Origin of the sequence: Janibacter sp. UYMM211 (assembly GCF_040547045.1) — a bacterium.
In the GTDB taxonomy this organism is placed as follows: Bacteria; Actinomycetota; Actinomycetes; order Actinomycetales; family Dermatophilaceae; genus Marihabitans; species Marihabitans melonis.
On sequence record NZ_JBEPOY010000002.1, the window covers coordinates 37,184 to 55,154 of the forward strand.

The window sequence follows — 17,971 nt, forward strand, 5'->3', positions numbered from 1 at the left end:
TTTGGAGACCACGCACTCCGCCGGTTAGTGTGTGCGGGTTGTCTGGAGGCGTCGCCTAGTCCGGTCTATGGCGCCGCACTGCTAATGCGGTTTGGGCTAACCGCCCATCGAGGGTTCAAATCCCTCCGCCTCCGCAGCAGAAGGGCCCCGCACCTCTGGTGCGGGGCCCTCCGTCATGTGCGGTGACCCGCAAGGGGCGCTTCGCGCTCGCTCACCAGCGACGCATGAGGGCGAACTTGGCCACGGTCGCCGCGACGGTGCACCCACCGACCACGAGAGTCTGCAGGGGCGTCGGCGCGTGCGGCAGGACCGCCCCGAGGGCGGCGAGCCCTCCTGCGGTCATGGCCCACGTCGCACCGAAGATCGCCAGGCCCTGGGCCTGGTGACGCAGGGCACCCCTCGCCCCCGACAGGCCGAAGGTCCACCTCCGGTTGGCCGAGGTGTTGACGACGGTCGCGACGAGCAGGGCGAGCAGGTTGCTCGGCTGCGGCGCGAAGGCTGTCGCCAGGACTGCGAAGAGCGCGAGGTGGAGCAGCGTCGTGGTCGCCCCGACGAGCGCGAAGCGCACGACCTGCCCGCCGACGACACCGCCCACGGGGGCGTTGCGCCCGACCCGCTCCCGGATCTGCTCGACCGGCAGCTCGCCGCGACGCAGCGCCCGGTGGACCCGGCGCATCCCGCGCAGGTCGTCCAGCGCCGTACCGACGACGTCGACCCGGCTGTCCGGGTCGTCCCACCAGTCCACGGGCACCTCGTGGATGCGCAGGCGGCAGCGCTCGGCGAGGACGAGCAGCTCGGTGTCGAAGAACCACGCGGTGTCCTCGACGAGCGGCAGCAGCTCGGCGGCGACGTCGGCGCGCACGGCCTTGAAGCCGCACTGGGCGTCGCTGAACCCGACCCCGAGACCGGCCCGCAGCAGCAGGTTGTACCCGCGCGACGTCGTCTCGCGCAGCGTCCCCCGCACGACACGGCTCGTGCGGTGCAGACGGGTGCCGATCGCGAGATCGCTGTGCCCGGACATGAGCGGCGCGACGAGCGGCCACAGCGCGTCGAGATCGGTGGAGAGGTCGACGTCCATGTACGCGAGCACCGGGGCGTCCGACGCCGCCCACACAGCACGCAGGGCGCGTCCACGCCCCTTGGCGTCGAGGTGCACGGCGGCGACCTCGGGCAGCACCTCGACGAGGTCCAGCGCGACCTGCCACGTGCGGTCCGTGCTCGCGTTGTCGGCCACGGTGATCCGGTAGGGGTAGGGGAAGGTGTCGCGCAGGTGCGCGTGCAGCCGGCGCACGCACGCCGCGAGCGTGACCTCCTCGTCGTAGACCGGCACGACGACCTCGAGCACGGGCGGCGGCCCGGGGCGCTCCTGCTGCACCCGGGTCACCGGGTCGGGGGTCGTCGCCGGGGCGAAGGGGGGACCTGTCACCTCGGGCGTCGGCTCGGTGCGCACGAGGGTGCTCATGACGCCGCCTGCGTCGTGGCGAGCGGCGCGGTGAGGTCGTAGAAGGTCGTCCCGTCGATGCTCACCTGCTCGTACCGGCTCGAGGCCCACTCGAGGATCTGCGCGGCCGACCCCGAGCCCGACCCACCCATCCCGCTGCCGGCGAGCAGGTAGTGGATGTCGCCGTCGGCGACGAGCTGCTGCATCTCCTCGAGGGTCGGGCTCGGGTCTGAGCCGTTGAAGCCTCCGATCGCCATGACGGGCAGCTCGGTCGCGAGCTGCAGGCCCGCGGCGTTCTGGCTGCCGACCGCCGCCGCGACCCAGCGGTAGCGGGACGCGTCCTGGGAGAGGGCTGCGACGACCTCGGTGCTCGGGGTGCTGGCGTCGAGCAGCCCACCCATGCCACCGGCACCGCCACCGGCCGGAGCGCCGCCTGGTGCTGCACCCGGCGCGGTGCCCTGCCCGGGCATGGCCTGGGGAGGCTGAGCGCCCTGTCTTCCCGGGCCCCCGGGACCTCCCTGGTTCCCAGGTCCGCCCTGCCCGCCCGGACCTCCCTGACCCCCGGGCCCGCCCCGGCCAGCGGTGCTCGGGCCTGCCGTGACGATCGACCCGGTGTGCGCCTGCGAGATCGTCGTCGCGGAGTAGGCCGTCGGGCCGAGCAGGAGCGCGACGACGGCGGCGCTCGCGACGGCCGCGGCTGCCCGGCGGCTCATCCGGTCGGCGAGGAGCAGACCGAGGGCGGCTGCGAGGCCGAGGACGAGGACGCTCACCCGCAGCCAGTCCCCGTACGCGGTGGTGCGGCTGAGCAGGACGGTGGACCACGCTGCGCCGACGGCGGTCGCGCCGGCGAGGACGAGCCTGCCCCCCAGGCGTCCACGAGCCGACCACACGTCCGCGGCGCCCATGCCGACGAGTGCGGCCACGGCCGGGGCGAGAGCGACGGTGTAGTACTCGTGGAAGATCCCGGCCATGAAGGAGAAGGTGAGGGCGGTGACGACGAGCCAGCCGCCCCACACGACGTAGGCGGCGCGACGCAGGTCGGTGCGCGGGGCGCGTCCCCGCAGCCACAGCCCGGCGACGAGCAGGACGAGCGCGGTGGGGACGAGCCACGAGATCTGCCCGCCGATGCTCGAGGAGAAGAGGCGACCGATGCCGGTCTCGCCCCACCCACCACCGCCCCCGACCGCGCCCGTCTCCTCGCCGTTGATCCGGCCCAGGCCGTTGTACCCGAAGGTCAGCTCGAGGAAGGAGTTGGTCTGGCTGCCGCCGATGTAGGGCCGCATGCTCGCGGGCACGACCTCGACGACCGCGACCCACCACCCCGCGGACACGACGGCGGCTGCCGACGCGACCAGCGCGCCGAGGGCACGCCGCCGTCCGCTCGTCCGGGCGGCGAGGAGCCAGGCCAGCCCCAGCGCGGGGACGACGAGCAGGACCTGCAGGGTCTTCGTGAGGAAGCCCAGGCCGACCAGCACGCCGACGAGGCCCATCCACCGCACCGAGCCGCGCTCGACGGCACGGACGGTCGCCCAGGCGGAGAGCGCCATGAGGAGCACCAGGAGGGCGTCGGGGTTGTTGAAGCGGAACATGAGCACCGCGACCGGGGTGAGGGCGAGGACGGCGCCCGCGAGCAGGCCGGCACATGCACCGCTGACCCGCTTGACGGTCACGGCGACGACACCGGTCGTCGCGACGCCCATGAGGACCTGCGGCAGCAGGATGCTCAGGCTGCTCAGCCCGAGCAGGCGCACCGACAGGGCCATGACCCACAGCGACGCCGGCGGCTTGTCGACGGTGATCGACCCGCTCGCGTCCGACGCCCCGTAGAAGAAGGCCTCCCACGACTGGCTCCCGGCCTGCGCGGCTGCCGAGTAGAAGGAGTTCGCCCAGCCGCTCGCCGTGAGCTGCCAGCTGTACGTCGCGAGGGTGAGGGCGAGCAGGGCGACGAGGGCGGGGCGGGCCCACGCCGGGTCGTCGACCGGGCCGCGCCACATCCGCGCGAGGCGGTGGCGGGCCGCGGCCGGCCGGGTGCCGACCTGGCGGGCGAAGGGAGAGCCGGCGGCGCCGTCGGCGGTGCGGGGGAGGGTTGTCGAGTGCATGCCGACACGCTCGAGCCCGCCGCTGTGGTCGGCCTGTGGCGGTCCTGAGGTGCGCTCCTGACTGCCTCACGCCGCCGGCGGTGCAGGGACTCCCTTCGCTGAGCGCACGGTCCTCGCCACCGTCGGATGGCGGCCCTAGCCTGGGGCGGTCATGGCTCGGGGGACGAGAGCGGGGGACACGGTGATGAAGGTGCCGGGGAAGCGGGCGGACCGCGAGGTGCTCACGATGTCGGAGGAGCTCGCCGAGCGCGGTGAGGTGCTCATCGGCACGACGACGTACGAGCCGTCGGCGCAGGAGGCGGAGGCGATGCTCCAGGCCGTGCGCAAGCGCGCTGACGGGTGGCGCAACGGGGTGGGGGCGACCCTCACGCTCGTCCTGGCCAGCCTCGCCGTGAAGCCGGGCGAGGGCTTCATGAAGTACACCGGAGACACCCGTGTCGCGCTCATGCTGCTCATCGGGGGGTCGCTGCTCAGCGCGCTCGTCGCTCTCTTCCTGCTCGTCAACGCGGCGAACGGCCCGACCTGGCTGCGCGAGCTCGTGGGGCACGAGGCGACCCCGCAGCGGTACCTGCGCCGGGTCGTCGGGGCGCGGCGTGACCTGCGGGTCGGCCAGGGCCTCTGGGTCGTGTCGCTGCTGCTCTTCTGCGGTGCGGTCCTCGCGACCTGGCTGACGCCGCTGCCCTGACGCGGTCCGCCGCGCCGTCAGACCGTGTCGAGCCGCACCGCTGCCGCCTTGACGACGAGGTGGACGGTCTCGCCCGGCCCGAGACCGAGGTCGGCCACCGCGGCCGGGGTGAGGTCGGCGACGAGGGGGCCCAGGCTCGTCGTCGCACGCAGCCGCGCCGCCGAGCCCGAGGGCTCGACGGACACGACCGTGCCGGCGACGACGTTGCGCGGGCTGCCTCCGGGCGGACGGCGGTGCACGGCGACCGTCTCAGGGCGGAAGGTCGCGACGGCCCGCGTGCCCTCCGGCGCGTCGACGGGCAGCCCGTGCAGGACGCCGCCAGAGGTCCGCAGCTCGCCAGGCGGTCCGAGCACACCGCTGACGAGGTTGACCCCGGCCAGCCGGGCGGCGAAGGGGGAGCGCGGGGCGCTCACGAGGTCGCGGACCGGGCCCTGCTCGACGACCCGCCCGCCGTCGACGACGACCGCGTGGTCGGCCAGCAACGCTGCGTCGACGACGTCGTGGGTGACGACGACGGCCGTCCGCCCCCGCAGCACCTCGCGCAGGACGTGACGCACCTGGGGCGCGGCGTCGACGTCGAGCGCGGAGAGCGGCTCGTCGAGGAGCACCACGTCGGGCTCGGCGGCCAGGGCCCGGGCGAGCGCCACACGTGCGGCCTGGCCGCCGGAGAGGGTGCCCGGACGGCGGTCGGCGAGGTGCCCCGCGCCGACCCGCTCGAGCCACCGGCCCGCTGACGCGCGCGCGGCGCGCCGGCTCGCACCGGCCGCGCGCGGACCGAAAGCGACGTCGTCGAGCGCGCTGAGGTGGGGCAGCAGCAGCGGGTCCTGCGACAGGAGCGCGACCCGGCGACGATGGGGCGGGAGGCGGTCGAGTCGTCGACCGTCGAGCAGCACGCTCGACCCCGCGGGACGGTGCACGCCGGCGATCGTCGCGAGCACGGTCGACTTGCCGGTCCCGTTGGGTCCGAGCAGCGCCGTCGTCTGCCCCCCGGGCACGACGAAGGACACGTCCACCCCACGGTCGGGGTCGCGGACCTCGACCTCGAGGCCGGCGGGCGTGCTCATCGGCGCACGTCCGGCCGGGCGAGCGCCATGACGACGACGGCGACGACGACGAGGAGGACCGAGAGCGCGACCGCAGCGTCGGGGTCGCTCTCGCGCTCGAGGTAGATCTGCAGCGGCAGGGTCCGGGTCGTGCCCTGCAGGGACCCGGCGAAGGTGAGGGTCGCCCCGAACTCGCCGAGCGAGCGGGCGAAGGCGAGGACGGTGCCGGAGACGAGCGCCGGCCGCACGAGCGGGAGGGTGACCCGTCGGAAGACGACGGAGGGTGAGGCACCGAGGGTGGCGGCCACCCCTTCGTGCCGCCCGCCGACCGAGCGCAGCGCCCCGTCGAGGCTCACGACGAGGAAGGGCAGCGAGACGAAGGTCTGCGCGATGACGACGGCGAGCGTCGTGAAGGCGACTCGGACGCCGAGGGCGTCCAGGTGCGACCCGAGCAGACCCTGCCGCCCGAGGAGGGTGACCAGGGCGATGCCCGCGACGACCGGCGGGAGCACGAGCGGCAGGAGCACGAGGGTGCGCACGGCGACGTTGTCGAAGAGCCGGAGCCGGGCGAGCGCGAGGGCGAGCGGCACCCCGAGGAGCAGGCAGAGCACGGTCGACGCGCTAGAGGTGCGCAGGCTGAGCCACAGGGCGTCGAGCGCGCGGTCCGAGGTGAGCAGGGCGGGCAGCCCGGCGACGTCGACGCTCGCGAGCATCCCCACCACGGGCGCGGCGAGGACGAGCGCGCCGAGGACCGCGGGCAGCAGCGCCCAGCGCGGCACGGTCGCGACGTCAGGGCGCGGCAAAGCCGTCCGCCTCCAGGTGCCCCGCTCCATCCCCCGCGGCGTCCGCGAGCACGGCCGCGACGAGCTCGTCGGCGAGGTCGTGGTGCTCGCTGCCGGCGAGCGTGGCGACCGGGTAGGTCGTCGTCGTGTTGTCCTCGTCCGGGATCTCCACCGTGCCGACGTCGTCCGAGCTCTGGGCGTCGGTGACGTAGACGATGCCCGCGTCGGCCTCGCCGCTGGCGACCTTGCCGAGGACGTCGGTGACCTTGGCCTCCTCGGAGACGGGGGCGAAGGTGAGGCCCGACGCCTCCTCGACCCGCTCCGCGGCCGCCCCGCAGGGCACCTGCGGGGCGCACAGGACGAGGTCGACGTCGCCCTCGAGGTCGGCGAGCGAGGTGATCTTCGCGGGGTTGTCCTTCGGCACGACGACGGTCATCGAGTTCGTCGCGAAGGTCTGCGGCGAGCCGGAGACCAGGTCGGCGTCCTCGACGGTGCCCATCGTCCGCTCGTCCGCCGTCGCGAGCACGTCGGCGGGCGCGCCGTCGACGAGCTGGGCGGCGAGATCCGAGGACCCGGCGAAGGAGAAGCGCACCGCGACGCCCGGGTGGTCCGCCTCGAAGTCGGCGGCGATCTGCTCGAGGGGTCGCTGCAGGCTGGCGGCGGCGAAGACGGTGAGCTCGCTCGACCCGGCGTCGTCGCTGCTGCTGCTGCACGCGGAGAGCCCGAGGGCGAGGACAGCCAGGGCCGCGAGGCCGGCGCGGGTCATGCCCGACCGTCCGGGGTCTCGATGACGACCTGCGTCGACTTGATGACGGCGACCGCGACGACGCCGGGCTCGAGACCCATCTCGCGCACGGCCTCGGCGCTGAGCAGCGAGACGACGCGGAAGGGGCCGCACTGCAGCTCGACCTGAGCCATGACCGTGTCGGCGACGACCTCGGTGACGATGCCGACGAGCCGGTTGCGCGCCGACGTGTGCCGCCCGACCGGGTCGGGCAGCGCGCGCAGGTGCTCACGGGCGTGGTGCGCTACTGAGACCGCGTCGACCGTGCGGCGACCGCCGTCGTCCTCGCCGGCGACGAGCGTGCCCGCATCGACCATCCGCCGGATGGTGTCGGTGCTCACGGCGAGGAAGTCGGCGGCTTCGTGGATACGCAGATGCGGCATGAGTGCGACTCTACAGACGCACATGCGTTGCTCTAGCCGGGATCAGCCGGGCAGGTGCACGGCGAAGGAGGTCTGCCCCGGGCGCGACGCGAGCTCGATGCGGCCGCCGTGCGCGCCGACGACCGACTCGACGATGCTCAGGCCGAGGCCGGTCGAGCCGCCGGCGCGGTTGCGCGCATCGTCTCCCCGGGTGAAGCGCTCGAAGACCTCGGGCTGCAGCTCCTCGGGGACCCCGGGCCCGTCGTCGGTGACGACGAGGACGACCTCGCCGTCCTCCCTTCGCAGGCTCGTCGTCACCGTCGTGCCCGCAGGGGTGTGCGTGCGGGCGTTCGCGAGGAGGTTGACGAGCACCTGACGCAGGCGACCCTCGTCCCCGACGACCTCGACCGGCTCGTCGGGCAGGTCGAGGCGCCAGCGGTGCTCGGGAGCGGCCGCGTGGATGTCGCCGACGGCCGTCATCGCGATCATCGTGAGGTCGACCGGCTCGCGCTCGAGGGCCCGACCCGCGTCGAGCCGCGCGAGCAGGAGGAGGTCCTCGACGAGACCTTGCATCCGCAGCGCCTCGGACTCGACCCGGCCGAGGGCGTGGCGCACCGAGGTCGGCACCGGCTCGCTCTCGCGCCGGGAGAGCTCGGCGTAGCCGCGGATCGAGGCGAGGGGCGTGCGCAGCTCGTGGCTCGCGTCGGCGACGAACTGCCGCACCCGGGACTCCGAGCGCTGGCGCGCCTCGAGGGCCCCGGCGACGTTGTCGAGCATCGAGTTGAGCGCGTGGCCGACCTGGCCCACCTCGGTCCGGGGGTCGGTGTCCTCCTCGGGCACCCGCTCGGCGAGGGCGACCTCGCCGGAGTCGAGGGGGAGCCGGGAGACCTGCGTGGCCGTCGCCGCGACGCGGCGCAGCGGCAGCAGGGAGCGGCGGATGAGCCAGCTGCCGACCGCCACCGTCGCGAGCAGCCCGGCGAGCGAGGCGGAGCCGAGCACGACGAGGAGGCTGCGGGTCGCGTCGGTGGCCGGGGCCAGCGGCTGACCGGTGACGACCGTCGCCCCGCTCGCGGTGCGCAGCGCGACCATCCGGTAGTCGCCGAGCCCCGAGACGTCGACGGTGCGCGGCGCCGGGGCGATCCCGGCGTCGGCCACGGCGGACAGCGCCGCGCTGGGCAGCGCCACCCGCTCGCCCTGCCGGACGACGTACCCGGTCGCCTGGCCGTCCACGAGGCAGACGAGGACCGAGCCCTCGCCGCGACCGGGGCCGCCACGGGTGCACGGGGCCGGGTAGGCGCCGTCGCCGTCGCCGTCACGGTCCTCGTACGGCGGTTCGCGGCGCAGCGTGTCGACCTGGGTCGCGACCTGCTCGTCGATCTGGGCGATGAGCTGGTGGCGCATGAGCAGGACGGTCGCGGTGCCGGTGACGATGGTGACGACGACGAAGAGGGCGACGACGGAGGCGACGAGCTGGGTCGTCAGCGAGGTCCCGCGACCGGGGCGGGCGGTGGTCATCCGACCGGCTTGAGCACGTACCCGGCGCCACGCATCGTGTGGATCATCGGGTCGCGGCCCGCGTCGACCTTCTTGCGCAGGTAGGAGATGTAGAGCTCGACGACGTTGGCCTGCCCGCCGAAGTCGTAGCTCCACACGCGGTCGAGGATCTGCGCCTTCGAGAGCACCCGGCGGGGGTTGCGCATGAGGTAGCGCAGCAGCTCGAACTCCGTCGCGGTGAGCGAGATCTCCTCGCCGCCCCGGGTCACCTCGTGGCTGTCCTCGTCGAGGGTGAGGTCGCCGACGACGAGCAGCGGGCTGCCCTCTCCGGTGCTCACGGCGGTGCGGCGCATGAGGGCCCGGACCCGCGCGACCACCTCTTCGAGGCTGAAGGGCTTCGTCACGTAGTCGTCGCCCCCCGCGGTGAGCCCGGCGACACGGTCCTCGACGGCGTCCTTCGCGGTGAGGAAGAGCACCGGCACCGCCTCGTCGTGCTCGCGCATCCGGCGCAGCACCTCCATGCCGTCGAAGTCGGGCAGCATCATGTCGAGGACGACCGCGTCGGGCCCGAAGTCCTTGGCCGCGCGCACCGCCGCGGTCCCCGTGCCGGCCGTGCGCACATCCCAGCCCTCGTACCGCAGCGCCATCGACAGCAGCTCGGTGAGGTTGGCCTCGTCGTCGACGACGAGGACGCGCACCGGAGAGCCGTCGGGTCGGGTGAGTCGCGGGGCGGCGGAGGAGCTCGTCATGCGGCCAGTAGACACCTGGGGTCCGGGCGTGCGCTATGGCTCACCTGTGCGATCCCTGTGGGCGACGAAGGAGGGAGCCTCAGCCCGGCGAAGGGGGAGTGACAGCCCCGCCACAGCCGAGCCGGTGAGCCTTCGGTCATGGACACGACGACCACGCCCACGACCCCGTCGACCGCACCTGCTCTGCGCCGCCCGTCGTGGTCGGGCAGGAAGCCCCCCGTCGCCGCCACCCGCGCGAGCGTCGAGGGTCGAGGTGCCCGGGTCGCCGGCCTGGATGACGAGCATCTCGCCGGCCGAGGGGCGAGGGTCTCCCGGGCCGGGTGACCCGGCGTGTGCCGGGGAACCCAAGATGGGCCGGGATACCCGAGACGGGCCGGGACGTGTCTCGGTCAGCAGCGGGTCAGCCGGTCCGGGCCGGGGTGCGCGGTCAGCCCTCGGCCTCGAGACCACGTCGTCGGTGGCGGTCAGCTGCCGGGCGAGTACCAGCCGTAGGCGTGCTCGCCGGGGGTGAAGCCGGCCTCGGCGTAGAGACGGGCGGCGGCGGTGCCGTCCTCGGCGACGATGACGAGCTCGCGTGCCCCTCGCCGGACCGCCCAGCGGGCCGCGACCCCGAGCAGGTGCCGGGCCAGACCCTGCCGACGGTGGGCGGAGCCGGTGAGGACGGACTGGTAGCGCGCGGTCGTCGGCTCGAGGTCACGCAGCACGACGATGCCCAGCGACGCGGCTAGCCGGTCGTCCTCGTCGAACGCGCCGAACCACGCCGCGTCGCCGTCAGCGACGAGGCGCCGCCGGATCACCGTCTGGCGCATGACGAAGGCCCGGTACTCCTGCGCGGGGTGCTCACCGGTCTCGGCGTTGTGCTCGAGCTCGGCGACGAGCCGGGCACCCCAGTCGGCGTCGCTCTCGAGCGAGGTGACCCGGTAGCCCGTCGGGAGCGGTGTCGTCGGCGGGGCGATCGCGGTCGTCAGGCTCTCGACGACGTCGGGCCGCAGCCCCGCCTCGCGCCAGGCCCTCGCGCAGGACTGCTGCGACAGGCCGATCGCGCGGTGACGCGCCCGGGGGAACTCACCAGCGAACCGCGCGAGCCATGTCGCCGCGTCATCGGGGTCGCCCGTCGTCACCTGGATGAAGTTGCCCCAGTGGTAGTCGGGCGCGCTCGGCGTGCGCACGACGAGGTGGTCACCGTGGTCGACGACGTCGGCGCCGCCCAGCACGTCGACGGCGATGTCGGTGCGAGTCGAGATGGGCAGCCCGGCGAGCATGCGTCGAACCTAGCCCGACCGACGCCTCCCGGCGCGGTGAGGAGGGCCCGGCGTGCACCCCCTTCGCCCCGCCGGTGCGACGCACGAGCGCGCCCGGGCCGAGTCGGCCCGGGCGCGCCCGGTCATGCGATGCGGATCCGCGTCAGCGACGCAGCACCTGGACCTCGGTCACCGCCATCTTCGCGGCACCGGAGTACGCGGTGGTGCAGTCGGTCGCGTTGTTCGGGTCGTTGTCCTGCTCGCCCTGGAAGGCGGGCCCGCCCGAGCACTGGTTGGTGACCAGCTCGACCTTGACGTGGGTCGCCGGGGTGCGCGGGATCTCGAAGGTGCGCATCTTCAGCTCCGGGGCGACCGGCCGCGGGGCGTCCCCGGGGAAGGCGTCCGCGGGCGAGGTGTAGGCCTCGCTGAAGTCGGCGTCCTGCGAGCAGGTGACGCGACCCTTGGCGTCGCACGTCGAGATCGTGAACTGACGCACGTTCTGGAAGCGACCGGCGACACCCGGCTGCGGGAGAGCGCTCACCTGGACCTTGCGGACCTGCTGGCGGCCACCGACGAGGTCGATGGTGAAGGACCGCTGCGCCGCCGTCGGGGTGGTGACGGTGGTGCCCGTCGTGCCCTCGTCGCCGTCGGCCATCGCCTGCACCGCGGTGCCCTCACCGGTGATGGTGGCACCGGCGGTGGTGTCGGAGAGGTTGTCGATGAGCTTGACCGGCATGTTGCGGGTCTGACCGGCCTTGGCGGAGAAGGTGACGCGGGTCTGCGCCTTGCCCGGTGCGGTAACCGTGTAGGTGCGCTCGCCGGCACCGATCTCGAAGGTCGCCGGCAGGGCCGTCGCCGGGTCGGTGTCGGCCACCGGGGTGGAGCGAGCGGTGTACTCGCCGACGTAGACCTTCGTCCCGGGGACCGGGCGGCCGTCCTCGTCGGTCGGCGCCGCGGTGAGCGTGGCCGAGCGGGAGTACGGGGAGCGGAAGGACGGGACCGGGTCGGAGTCGGCCGCGTTGCGCGACGAGGCCCCGTCACCCATGCCGCGACCGGCGAAGCCGTCCCACAGCAGGTCCTGGTTGGCCCCGCCGAAGCGGAGCAGGTCGGCGGCGAGCATCGCGTTGCGCGCGTCGATCATGCTCACCGAGCCCGACGGCATGAGCAGCCAGGCGTCGAAGACGAGCTGCATCCAGCGACGGTTGCCCGGGCAGGTGTTGACGGCCTTGGTGCCCGAGGCGCACGCCTTCTGCTCCTCGGCCGTGCCGGCGCCGTAGCGACCGATGAAGGCGCTGCGGATGTCGCCCTGCGTGGCCGACCAGATCTCGCCGTCCGCGTGCACCTGCGGGCCGGTGAGGTCGTAGCCGACGTTGCTGTAGTTCAGCGGGCTGTCGCTGAAGTTGTAGTTGCGGATGCCGCGGTCGGGGTTGCCCGTGACGAAGGAGCCCATCGGGGTGGCCTTCGGGCCGACCGGCGCGTAGCCCCACTCCTGGAGGTACTCGGTCGCCATGAGGTCCGACCAGCTCTCGCCCATCGCACCGGCCTGCAGGCCGGACAGACCCATGTCGGGACCGCCGGCCATGCGGTTGCTGATGCCGTGGCCGTACTCGTGGCCGATGACCGACATGTCGTAGTCGCCGTCGACGCACGGGGCGTAGAAGGCGCCGGCGAGCGGCTGCCACAGGTACATGTTGCTGTAGCCGCTCACGCCGTCCGGCGGGGTGCCGAAGTTGGCGTTGTTGCGGTCGCCGCGCAGCGCACCGGACTGGGAGTAGCCGAGGGTCGGGTCGTTGCCGATGCCGCCCTTGCCGTAGTTGTCGCGCTGGAAGTTCCAGGCCTTCTCGGTGAAGCCGAGGTTGTAGGCCCAGTCGTGCATGCGGTTGTGCATGCCGAAGAGGTTGGCGGTCGCGGCGTCGATGTCGTTGCGCGCCGCGCTCGTGTAGCTCGCCGGGTCGCACTTGCTGTTCGCCCACTGGTTGGTCCAGCTGTAGACGTAGTTGCGGTCGCCGCGCAGCGCGGCGGGGGTGACGGGGCCTGTGCCCAGCCAGCGCTCGCCGGCGAAGGTGTTGTTGCCGCTCGTCGTCGTCGTGCTGAGCTTCGTGGCGGGGTCGACGTCCCAGGCGAGGGGAGAGGCGGGGTTGGCCACCGTCTCGGCACAGCCGGCGGCTGCCGTCCAGCACCACTCGACGCGGGTGTCGGGAGCTCCCTCGACACCGCTGGGGGTGCCGGTGAAGACCTTCCAGCGCGGGTTGTCGGAGTCGAAGTCGACGAGGGCCTCACGGGCGATCGTCTCGCCGCTCTGGGCGTCGACGTAGACGGAGTAGCCGCTGTCCTGGTCCTCGCGGACGACGACCTGGTAGGCCTGGCGGGGGTCCTCGCCCGGCACCGGGACGGCGACGAGCTTGGCCTGCTGGGTGCCGTGCAGACCGGAGGCGGTCATGTCGGTCCAGCCCTTGCCGGAGCTGCGCTGCGCAGAGCCCGCGCGCTTGATCCCCTTCGCGTCGGCGCCGACGTCCTCGGCGGCCTTGCCGAGCGCCTCCTCCGGGGTGAGCGCGGCCGCCTTGCGGGCGCCGGTGGCGCCGTCGACCGGGGCCAGCGTGGAGCTGACGTAGCGGACCGAGCCCTTGTCGACCGCGACGACGACCATGCCGTCGATGCCGGCGGGCACGCCGTCGATGACCTGGCGCAGCATGACCACCGAGCTCTTGCCGACCTCGTTGGTCGTCACGTGCTCCATCGCCGAGATGTCGGCCGAGGTGAGCCCGAAGGCAGTGGCGTTGTCCTCGAGGTACGCGCGAGCCGCGTCGACCGGGTCGGAGCCGAGACCGGTGGCCAGGGGAGAGCTCGCCGACGTCGGGGTCACGGTGTCCACGGAGCCGAAGCGGTTCCACGTGACGACCGGCTCCGAGGTGGCCGAGCGGGCGGTTGCGCTCTTGGCCGACAGGCCCTTGCCGGCGGAGCGCTGGGCGCTCGACGGCTTGGCGCTGCCCTTGCGGTTGTCGACGTCGGGCAGGAGGTCGTGCGCGTGCTCGTCCCCGGCGGCCGGTACCCCGGTCGGAGTGGAGGGCGAGGGCGGTTCGCTCGGGGCGGCACTCGCCCCGTCGACGGCCATCGCGAAGACGAGGGCTGCTGAGGCGGCGACTGCTGCCGACGTGGTCAGCCCACGGCGTGGGTGTCTGGTCATGGATGCTCCCTGGTCGGCCCCGGTAGGGGCGGCTGCACGGTGCGGTCAGTCAATCCAGGAAGCGGTATGAGGCGCATCACCTCTTGGTCTGGGTTTGTTCAGGATCTGCCGGTGGTAGGGGCCGGTGGCACACTCGCGGCGTGAGCGACGACTACCTCGCGGTGAACCGCGCGAACTGGGACGACCGGGCCGGTATCCACGAGCACTCGCCGGGCTACGACCGCGAGCGGCTGCTGTCCGGTGAGCACGAGCTGAGCCATGTCGTCGCCTTCGACCGCCCGCGCCTGGGCGACATCAGCGGGCTGCGCACGGTGCACCTGCAGTGCCACATCGGCACCGACACCTTGTCGCTGCACCGGCTCGGGGCGCGGGTCGTCGGGCTCGACCTCTCGCCCTCCTCGCTCGCCGCGGCACGTCGCCTCGCGGCGGACGCCGGGGCCGACGTCGAGTACGTCGAGGCCGACGTCTACTCGGCGCCGAGCGCGCTCGCCGATCACGCTCCCTTCGACCTCGTCTACACCGGGATCGGCGCGCTCGGCTGGCTGCCGAGCATCGACCGGTGGGCCCGGACGGTCGCCGCGCTGCTGCGGCCCGGCGGCCGGCTCTTCATCCGTGAGGCGCACCCCGTGCTGTGGGCGTGCGACGACCCGCGCCCGGACGGTCTCGTCGTCCTCGCGTATCCCTACTTCGAGACGCCGGAGCCGACGGTGTGGGACGACGCCTCGACCTACGTCGAGCCGGCGCCGGGGAGCGACGGGGGCATCACCGCGACCGTGACGCACGAGTGGAACCACGGGCTGGGCGAGATCTTCACGGCGCTGACCCGTCACGGCATGGACGTCGTCGCGCTCGAGGAGCACCGCACCGTGCCCTACCTCGCGCTCGGCGACCAGATGGTGGCCGACCCCGAGCTGCCGGGGGAGTACCGCCTCGCCGAGGGCGACGACCGGCTGCCGCTGACGTACACCTTGCAGGCCGTCCGGCGCGGCTGACCGAGGCTACCCAGCAGTAACGGGACCCGTGGGGGCCTTGCCCCCGCATGGAGCGGGCTAGGCCCCCACAGGTCCCGTTACTGCCGGGTCACCGCGCCGGGGCGGGGACGCGCATGGCGAGCAGCCGGCTGCTCAGCGCCTTGCCGTGCGTGTCGACGGCCAGAGATGTCGTGACGCCGCCGTCGAGCGCGTGCTGGCAGACGAGCTGGACGCCCTGGACGAGCGGCACCTCGTAGCGGGTGACGTGACCGCGCAGGTGCTCGCCGAGGTGCTCGACGACGCGCTCGACGGTGAGCACCTCGCACAGCCACCCGTAGTCGGCGTCGTCGAGGGGGAAGACGGACAGGATCGAGGTGTCGCCCTTGTCGCCGGCGCGGGCGTGGGCGAGCTCGTGGAGCAGGACGTCGGTCATCGGGTCTCCAGGACGTCGACGTGGGTACGGACGGCAGAGCGGTCGATGAGCGTCGAGACGATGCCGATGACCTCCTCGACGCGGGTGCGCACGCCACCGCCACCGGCCGGGCCGTTGACGTAGAGCGCCTCGACCTCGTCGCACACCTCACGAGCGGTGTCGGCGTCGGGCGCGGTGGCGGCCACTCGCAGCCGGGTGTCGGAGAGGTCGACGCCCGTGCCCGCGCCGACGACGTCGACGCGCGGGGTGATGCCGAGCGCGGCGAGCCGCGTCGTGACCACCTCACCGGCGAGCCGGGCGCGCTCGACGCACCCGGGCCCCGAGTAGGAGATGCCGCCCTCCGCGCGGTAGCCGGCCGCGTACCCGACGCTGACCTTGAGCTGCTCGGGGGCGGGACGTCCGCGGGCACCGCTGACCCGCACGCGGTTCGGCCCCGCCGTCTCGAGCTGCACGCCGTAGAGGTCGAGCGTGACATCCGGGGTGAGGTACGCGCCGGGGTCGCTGATCTCGTAGAGCAGCTGCTCTCGCACGGTCGCGCGGTCCAGCCGGCCGCCGGTGCCGTCGACCGTGCCGAGCGTCGCCGTGCCGTCCGCGCTGACGTCGGCCCAGGGGAGGCCGACGTGGGCGAGGTCGGGCACCCCCTTCGCGCCGAAGGGGGACGTGGGGTCCGCGAAGTACCCGCCGCTCACCTGGGTGCCGCACTCGAGGAGGTGGCCGACGAGCGTGCCGTGGGCCGCGAGGGCCGGGTCGTCGAGGTCCCAGCCGAGCCGGTGGGCGAGCGGGGCGACGAAGAGCGAGGGGTCGGCGACGCGGCCGGCGAGGACGACCTCCGCGCCGGTGTCGAGCGCGGCCATGAGCGTGGCGGCGCCGGTGTAGGCGTTCGCCGAGATGATCTCGCCGTAGGACGACAGCGGGCGGCCGTGCTCGAGGGAGGGCTGCTCGAGGTCGAGCCCGGCGAGCACGTCGTCACCGGTGACGGCCGCCACCCGGCAGCGCAGCCCGAGCTGCTCGGCGACCGCGACGGTCTCGCGGGCGGCGGCCGCCGGGTTCGCGGCGCCGAGGTTGCTGACGATGCGCGTGCCACGGGGGAGGGCCTCGGGCAGGAGCGCGCGCAGCCGGCGCGAGGTCCGGTCGTCGTGGCCGGTCGTCGGGTCGGCGCGACGCCTCCGCTGGCCGAGGGCGATGGTGCGCTCGGCGAGGCACTCGAGGACGAGGTCGTCGAGCTGCCCGTCGCGCACGAGGTCGACGGCGGGGGCGATGCGGTCACCGGCGAATCCGGCGCCGCTGCCGATGCGGACGTGGGTGCGGTCGACGGCGCTCACCAGCTGATCGCCCCGGTGAGCAGGGCGACGGTCGTCATGACGAGCGTCGTGCCGAGCGCCCAGCCGAAGAGCCGGCGCTGGTGGGCCCCGAGGTCGACGTCGCTCATCCCGACGAGGATGAAGGTCGCGGCCGTGAGCGGGCTCAGGGGGAAGCCGGTCGTCATCTGGCCGAGGATCGCGGCCCGGCCGATCTCCGCGGGGTCGCCGCCGAGCGAGGTCGTCGTCTCGGCGAGCACGGGCAGCACGCCGAAGTAGTACGCGTCGGGGGTGAAGACGAGGCTGGCCGGCATCGAGGTGATGGCGGTGAGCACCGGAAGCGAGCCCCCGGCGGAGGTCGGGATGACCGAGACGAGCGACTCGGCCATCGCCGTGATCATGCCGCTGCCGTTGAGGATGCCGGTGAGCACGCCCGCGGCGAAGATCATCGCGACGACCATGACGACGTTGCCGCCGTGCCGCTCGAAGAGCGCCTGCTGGTCCTCCCACCGGGGCAGGTTGACGAGCAGCGCGATGGCGAAGGCGACGACGAAGACGACGTGCAGCTCGAGCAGCTGGAGCAGCAGGATGACGACGAGGCCGAGCGTGAGGAGCACGTTGACCGCCTGCACCCAGCGCGCCTGACGGCCGACCTGCGGGCGCTCGGGCAGCTGGAGCAGGGCGGTGATGTCGGAGCGGTCGACGCCGTCCTCGGCGTCCTTGGCCCGGATGCGGTCGCGCTCGCGGCGCCCGATGAAGGCGGCGGCGAAGAGGACCCAGATGATGCCGGCGGCCATGGCCGGGATCACCGGCACGAAGATCTCGCTGCTGTCGAGGTCGAGGGTCGCCATCGCCCGGGCGGTGGGGCCGCCCCACGGGATCATGTTCATCACGCCGGCGGCCAGACCGACGACGCAGGTGAGCACGAGCGGGCTCATCCCGAGGCGACGGTAGATCGGCAGGAAGGTCGAGACCGTGATGAGGAAGGTCGAGGCGCCGTCGCCGTCGAGGGCGACCATGAGGGTGATCACCGCCGTGCCGAGCGCGATCTTCATCGGGTCGGCACCAGCCCAGCGCAGCACGACCCGGATGACGGGGTCGAAGAGCCCGCGGTCGACCATGAGGCTGAAGTAGAGGATCGCGAAGGCGATCATGATCGCGACGGGGGCGACGGTGAGCAGCCCCTTCGCGATGAACTCGCCGAGCTCGCCGGTGAAGCCGCCGAGGACCCCGAAGACGACGGGCACGAGGACGAGCCCGAGCAGCACCGACACCTAGCGGGTGAAGGTGAGGGCGAGGAAGACGCCGACGGTGGCGAATCCGAGGACGGCGAGCATGACGAGACCTCCGTGGGGACGGATCGGCCCCGAGGCGTCGGCGCCGACCGACCGAGTGTGTCCGCGCC

General features: G+C 73.6%; 15 protein-coding genes and 1 tRNA gene. 3 read left to right on the forward strand and 13 right to left on the reverse strand.

The genetic code is table 11. From position 1 onward, the window contains the following. Nucleotides 1-44: 44 nt before the first annotated feature. Nucleotides 45-134, forward strand: a tRNA-Ser gene (locus ABIB53_RS05225). Nucleotides 135-211: 77 nt separating this feature from the next. On the opposite strand, the gene ABIB53_RS05230 is transcribed toward ABIB53_RS05225, so the two are convergent. Together ABIB53_RS05230 and ABIB53_RS05235 are read right to left on the reverse strand one after the other, a co-directional pair. Then, a complete protein-coding gene (locus ABIB53_RS05230; protein WP_354587394.1) occupies nt 212-1,462 on the reverse strand; it encodes a bifunctional glycosyltransferase family 2/GtrA family protein in 1,251 nt (416 codons plus the stop codon). After that, entirely contained in the window at nt 1,459-3,540 is a 2,082-nt protein-coding gene (locus ABIB53_RS05235; protein ID WP_354587395.1) for a glycosyltransferase family 39 protein, read from the reverse strand. Before ABIB53_RS05235 ends, ABIB53_RS05230 begins: the two co-directional genes overlap by 4 nt. A gap of 184 nt (nt 3,541-3,724) precedes the next feature. On the opposite strand from ABIB53_RS05235, the gene ABIB53_RS05240 reads away from it, so the two are divergent. Further along, nucleotides 3,725-4,225 carry a hypothetical protein gene (locus ABIB53_RS05240; protein ID WP_354587396.1) on the forward strand — a complete coding sequence of 167 codons (501 nt, stop codon included), beginning with the start codon at nt 3,725-3,727 and terminating at the stop codon, nt 4,223-4,225. A gap of 17 nt (nt 4,226-4,242) precedes the next feature. On the opposite strand, the gene ABIB53_RS05245 is transcribed toward ABIB53_RS05240, so the two are convergent. The 8 genes from ABIB53_RS05245 to ABIB53_RS05280 all read right to left on the reverse strand — a co-directional run bounded on the left by ABIB53_RS05245 (nt 4,243) and on the right by ABIB53_RS05280 (nt 13,864). After that, complete coding sequence (locus ABIB53_RS05245) at nt 4,243-5,289, reverse strand: sulfate/molybdate ABC transporter ATP-binding protein (RefSeq protein WP_354587397.1); 1,047 nt, start codon at nt 5,287-5,289, stop codon at nt 4,243-4,245. Next, nucleotides 5,286-6,101 carry an ABC transporter permease gene (locus ABIB53_RS05250; protein WP_354587398.1) on the reverse strand — a complete coding sequence of 272 codons (816 nt, stop codon included), beginning with the start codon at nt 6,099-6,101 and terminating at the stop codon, nt 5,286-5,288. Before ABIB53_RS05250 ends, ABIB53_RS05245 begins: the two co-directional genes overlap by 4 nt. Continuing rightward, the gene (gene modA / locus ABIB53_RS05255; protein WP_354587399.1) at nt 6,058-6,816 is read right to left on the reverse strand and encodes a molybdate ABC transporter substrate-binding protein; all 759 of its coding nucleotides are present in this window, start codon (nt 6,814-6,816) and stop codon (nt 6,058-6,060) included. Before modA ends, ABIB53_RS05250 begins: the two co-directional genes overlap by 44 nt. Continuing rightward, nucleotides 6,813-7,217, reverse strand: a complete 405-nt coding sequence (locus ABIB53_RS05260) for a TOBE domain-containing protein (RefSeq protein ID WP_068272616.1) — start codon at nt 7,215-7,217, stop codon at nt 6,813-6,815. The genes modA and ABIB53_RS05260 overlap by 4 nt, the downstream gene beginning before the upstream one ends. A gap of 42 nt (nt 7,218-7,259) precedes the next feature. Beyond that, entirely contained in the window at nt 7,260-8,711 is a 1,452-nt protein-coding gene (locus ABIB53_RS05265; RefSeq protein ID WP_354587400.1) for a sensor histidine kinase, read from the reverse strand. Beyond that, the gene (locus tag ABIB53_RS05270; protein ID WP_354587401.1) at nt 8,708-9,439 is read right to left on the reverse strand and encodes a response regulator transcription factor; all 732 of its coding nucleotides are present in this window, start codon (nt 9,437-9,439) and stop codon (nt 8,708-8,710) included. The genes ABIB53_RS05265 and ABIB53_RS05270 overlap by 4 nt, the downstream gene beginning before the upstream one ends. A 464-nt stretch (nt 9,440-9,903) precedes the next feature. Beyond that, nucleotides 9,904-10,701 (reverse strand): GNAT family N-acetyltransferase, encoded by a 798-nt coding sequence (locus ABIB53_RS05275; RefSeq protein WP_354587403.1) that lies wholly within the window; start codon nt 10,699-10,701, stop codon nt 9,904-9,906. A 142-nt stretch (nt 10,702-10,843) separates the two neighbouring features. Next, entirely contained in the window at nt 10,844-13,864 is a 3,021-nt protein-coding gene (locus tag ABIB53_RS05280) for a M36 family metallopeptidase (RefSeq protein WP_354587404.1), read from the reverse strand. Between the two features lie 140 nt (nt 13,865-14,004). Between ABIB53_RS05280 and ABIB53_RS05285 the strand changes: the two genes are divergently transcribed. Continuing rightward, nucleotides 14,005-14,856 carry a class I SAM-dependent methyltransferase gene (locus ABIB53_RS05285; RefSeq protein WP_354587405.1) on the forward strand — a complete coding sequence of 284 codons (852 nt, stop codon included), beginning with the start codon at nt 14,005-14,007 and terminating at the stop codon, nt 14,854-14,856. A gap of 88 nt (nt 14,857-14,944) precedes the next feature. Here ABIB53_RS05285 and ABIB53_RS05290 read toward each other — a convergent pair whose 3' ends face one another. From ABIB53_RS05290 to ABIB53_RS05300, 3 genes are read right to left on the reverse strand one after another with little or no spacing between them, the layout of a single operon-like run. Further along, nucleotides 14,945-15,268, reverse strand: a complete 324-nt coding sequence (locus ABIB53_RS05290; RefSeq protein ID WP_123091459.1) for an AtuA-related protein — start codon at nt 15,266-15,268, stop codon at nt 14,945-14,947. Beyond that, entirely contained in the window at nt 15,265-16,590 is a 1,326-nt protein-coding gene (locus tag ABIB53_RS05295) for an acyclic terpene utilization AtuA family protein (RefSeq protein WP_354587406.1), read from the reverse strand. Before ABIB53_RS05295 ends, ABIB53_RS05290 begins: the two co-directional genes overlap by 4 nt. Then, the gene (locus ABIB53_RS05300) at nt 16,587-17,840 is read right to left on the reverse strand and encodes a CitMHS family transporter (protein WP_354587407.1); all 1,254 of its coding nucleotides are present in this window, start codon (nt 17,838-17,840) and stop codon (nt 16,587-16,589) included. The genes ABIB53_RS05295 and ABIB53_RS05300 overlap by 4 nt, the downstream gene beginning before the upstream one ends. Nucleotides 17,841-17,971: the final 131 nt, after the last annotated feature.

Bases quoted from the DNA above. Each gene is read 5' to 3' on its own strand.
- ABIB53_RS05230 (WP_354587394.1), bottom strand. From the start codon at position 1,462: ATGAGCACCCTCGTGCGCACCGAGCCGACGCCCGAGGTGACAGGTCCC.
- ABIB53_RS05235 (WP_354587395.1), bottom strand. From the start codon at position 3,540: ATGCACTCGACAACCCTCCCCCGCACCGCCGACGGCGCCGCCGGCTCT.
- ABIB53_RS05240 (WP_354587396.1), top strand. From the start codon at position 3,725: ATGAAGGTGCCGGGGAAGCGGGCGGACCGCGAGGTGCTCACGATGTCG.
- ABIB53_RS05245 (WP_354587397.1), bottom strand. From the start codon at position 5,289: ATGAGCACGCCCGCCGGCCTCGAGGTCGAGGTCCGCGACCCCGACCGT.
- ABIB53_RS05250 (WP_354587398.1), bottom strand. From the start codon at position 6,101: ATGGAGCGGGGCACCTGGAGGCGGACGGCTTTGCCGCGCCCTGACGTC.
- modA (WP_354587399.1), bottom strand. From the start codon at position 6,816: ATGACCCGCGCCGGCCTCGCGGCCCTGGCTGTCCTCGCCCTCGGGCTC.
- ABIB53_RS05260 (WP_068272616.1), bottom strand. From the start codon at position 7,217: ATGCCGCATCTGCGTATCCACGAAGCCGCCGACTTCCTCGCCGTGAGC.
- ABIB53_RS05265 (WP_354587400.1), bottom strand. From the start codon at position 8,711: ATGACCACCGCCCGCCCCGGTCGCGGGACCTCGCTGACGACCCAGCTC.
- ABIB53_RS05270 (WP_354587401.1), bottom strand. From the start codon at position 9,439: ATGACGAGCTCCTCCGCCGCCCCGCGACTCACCCGACCCGACGGCTCT.
- ABIB53_RS05275 (WP_354587403.1), bottom strand. From the start codon at position 10,701: ATGCTCGCCGGGCTGCCCATCTCGACTCGCACCGACATCGCCGTCGAC.
- ABIB53_RS05280 (WP_354587404.1), bottom strand. From the start codon at position 13,864: ATGACCAGACACCCACGCCGTGGGCTGACCACGTCGGCAGCAGTCGCC.
- ABIB53_RS05290 (WP_123091459.1), bottom strand. From the start codon at position 15,268: ATGACCGACGTCCTGCTCCACGAGCTCGCCCACGCCCGCGCCGGCGAC.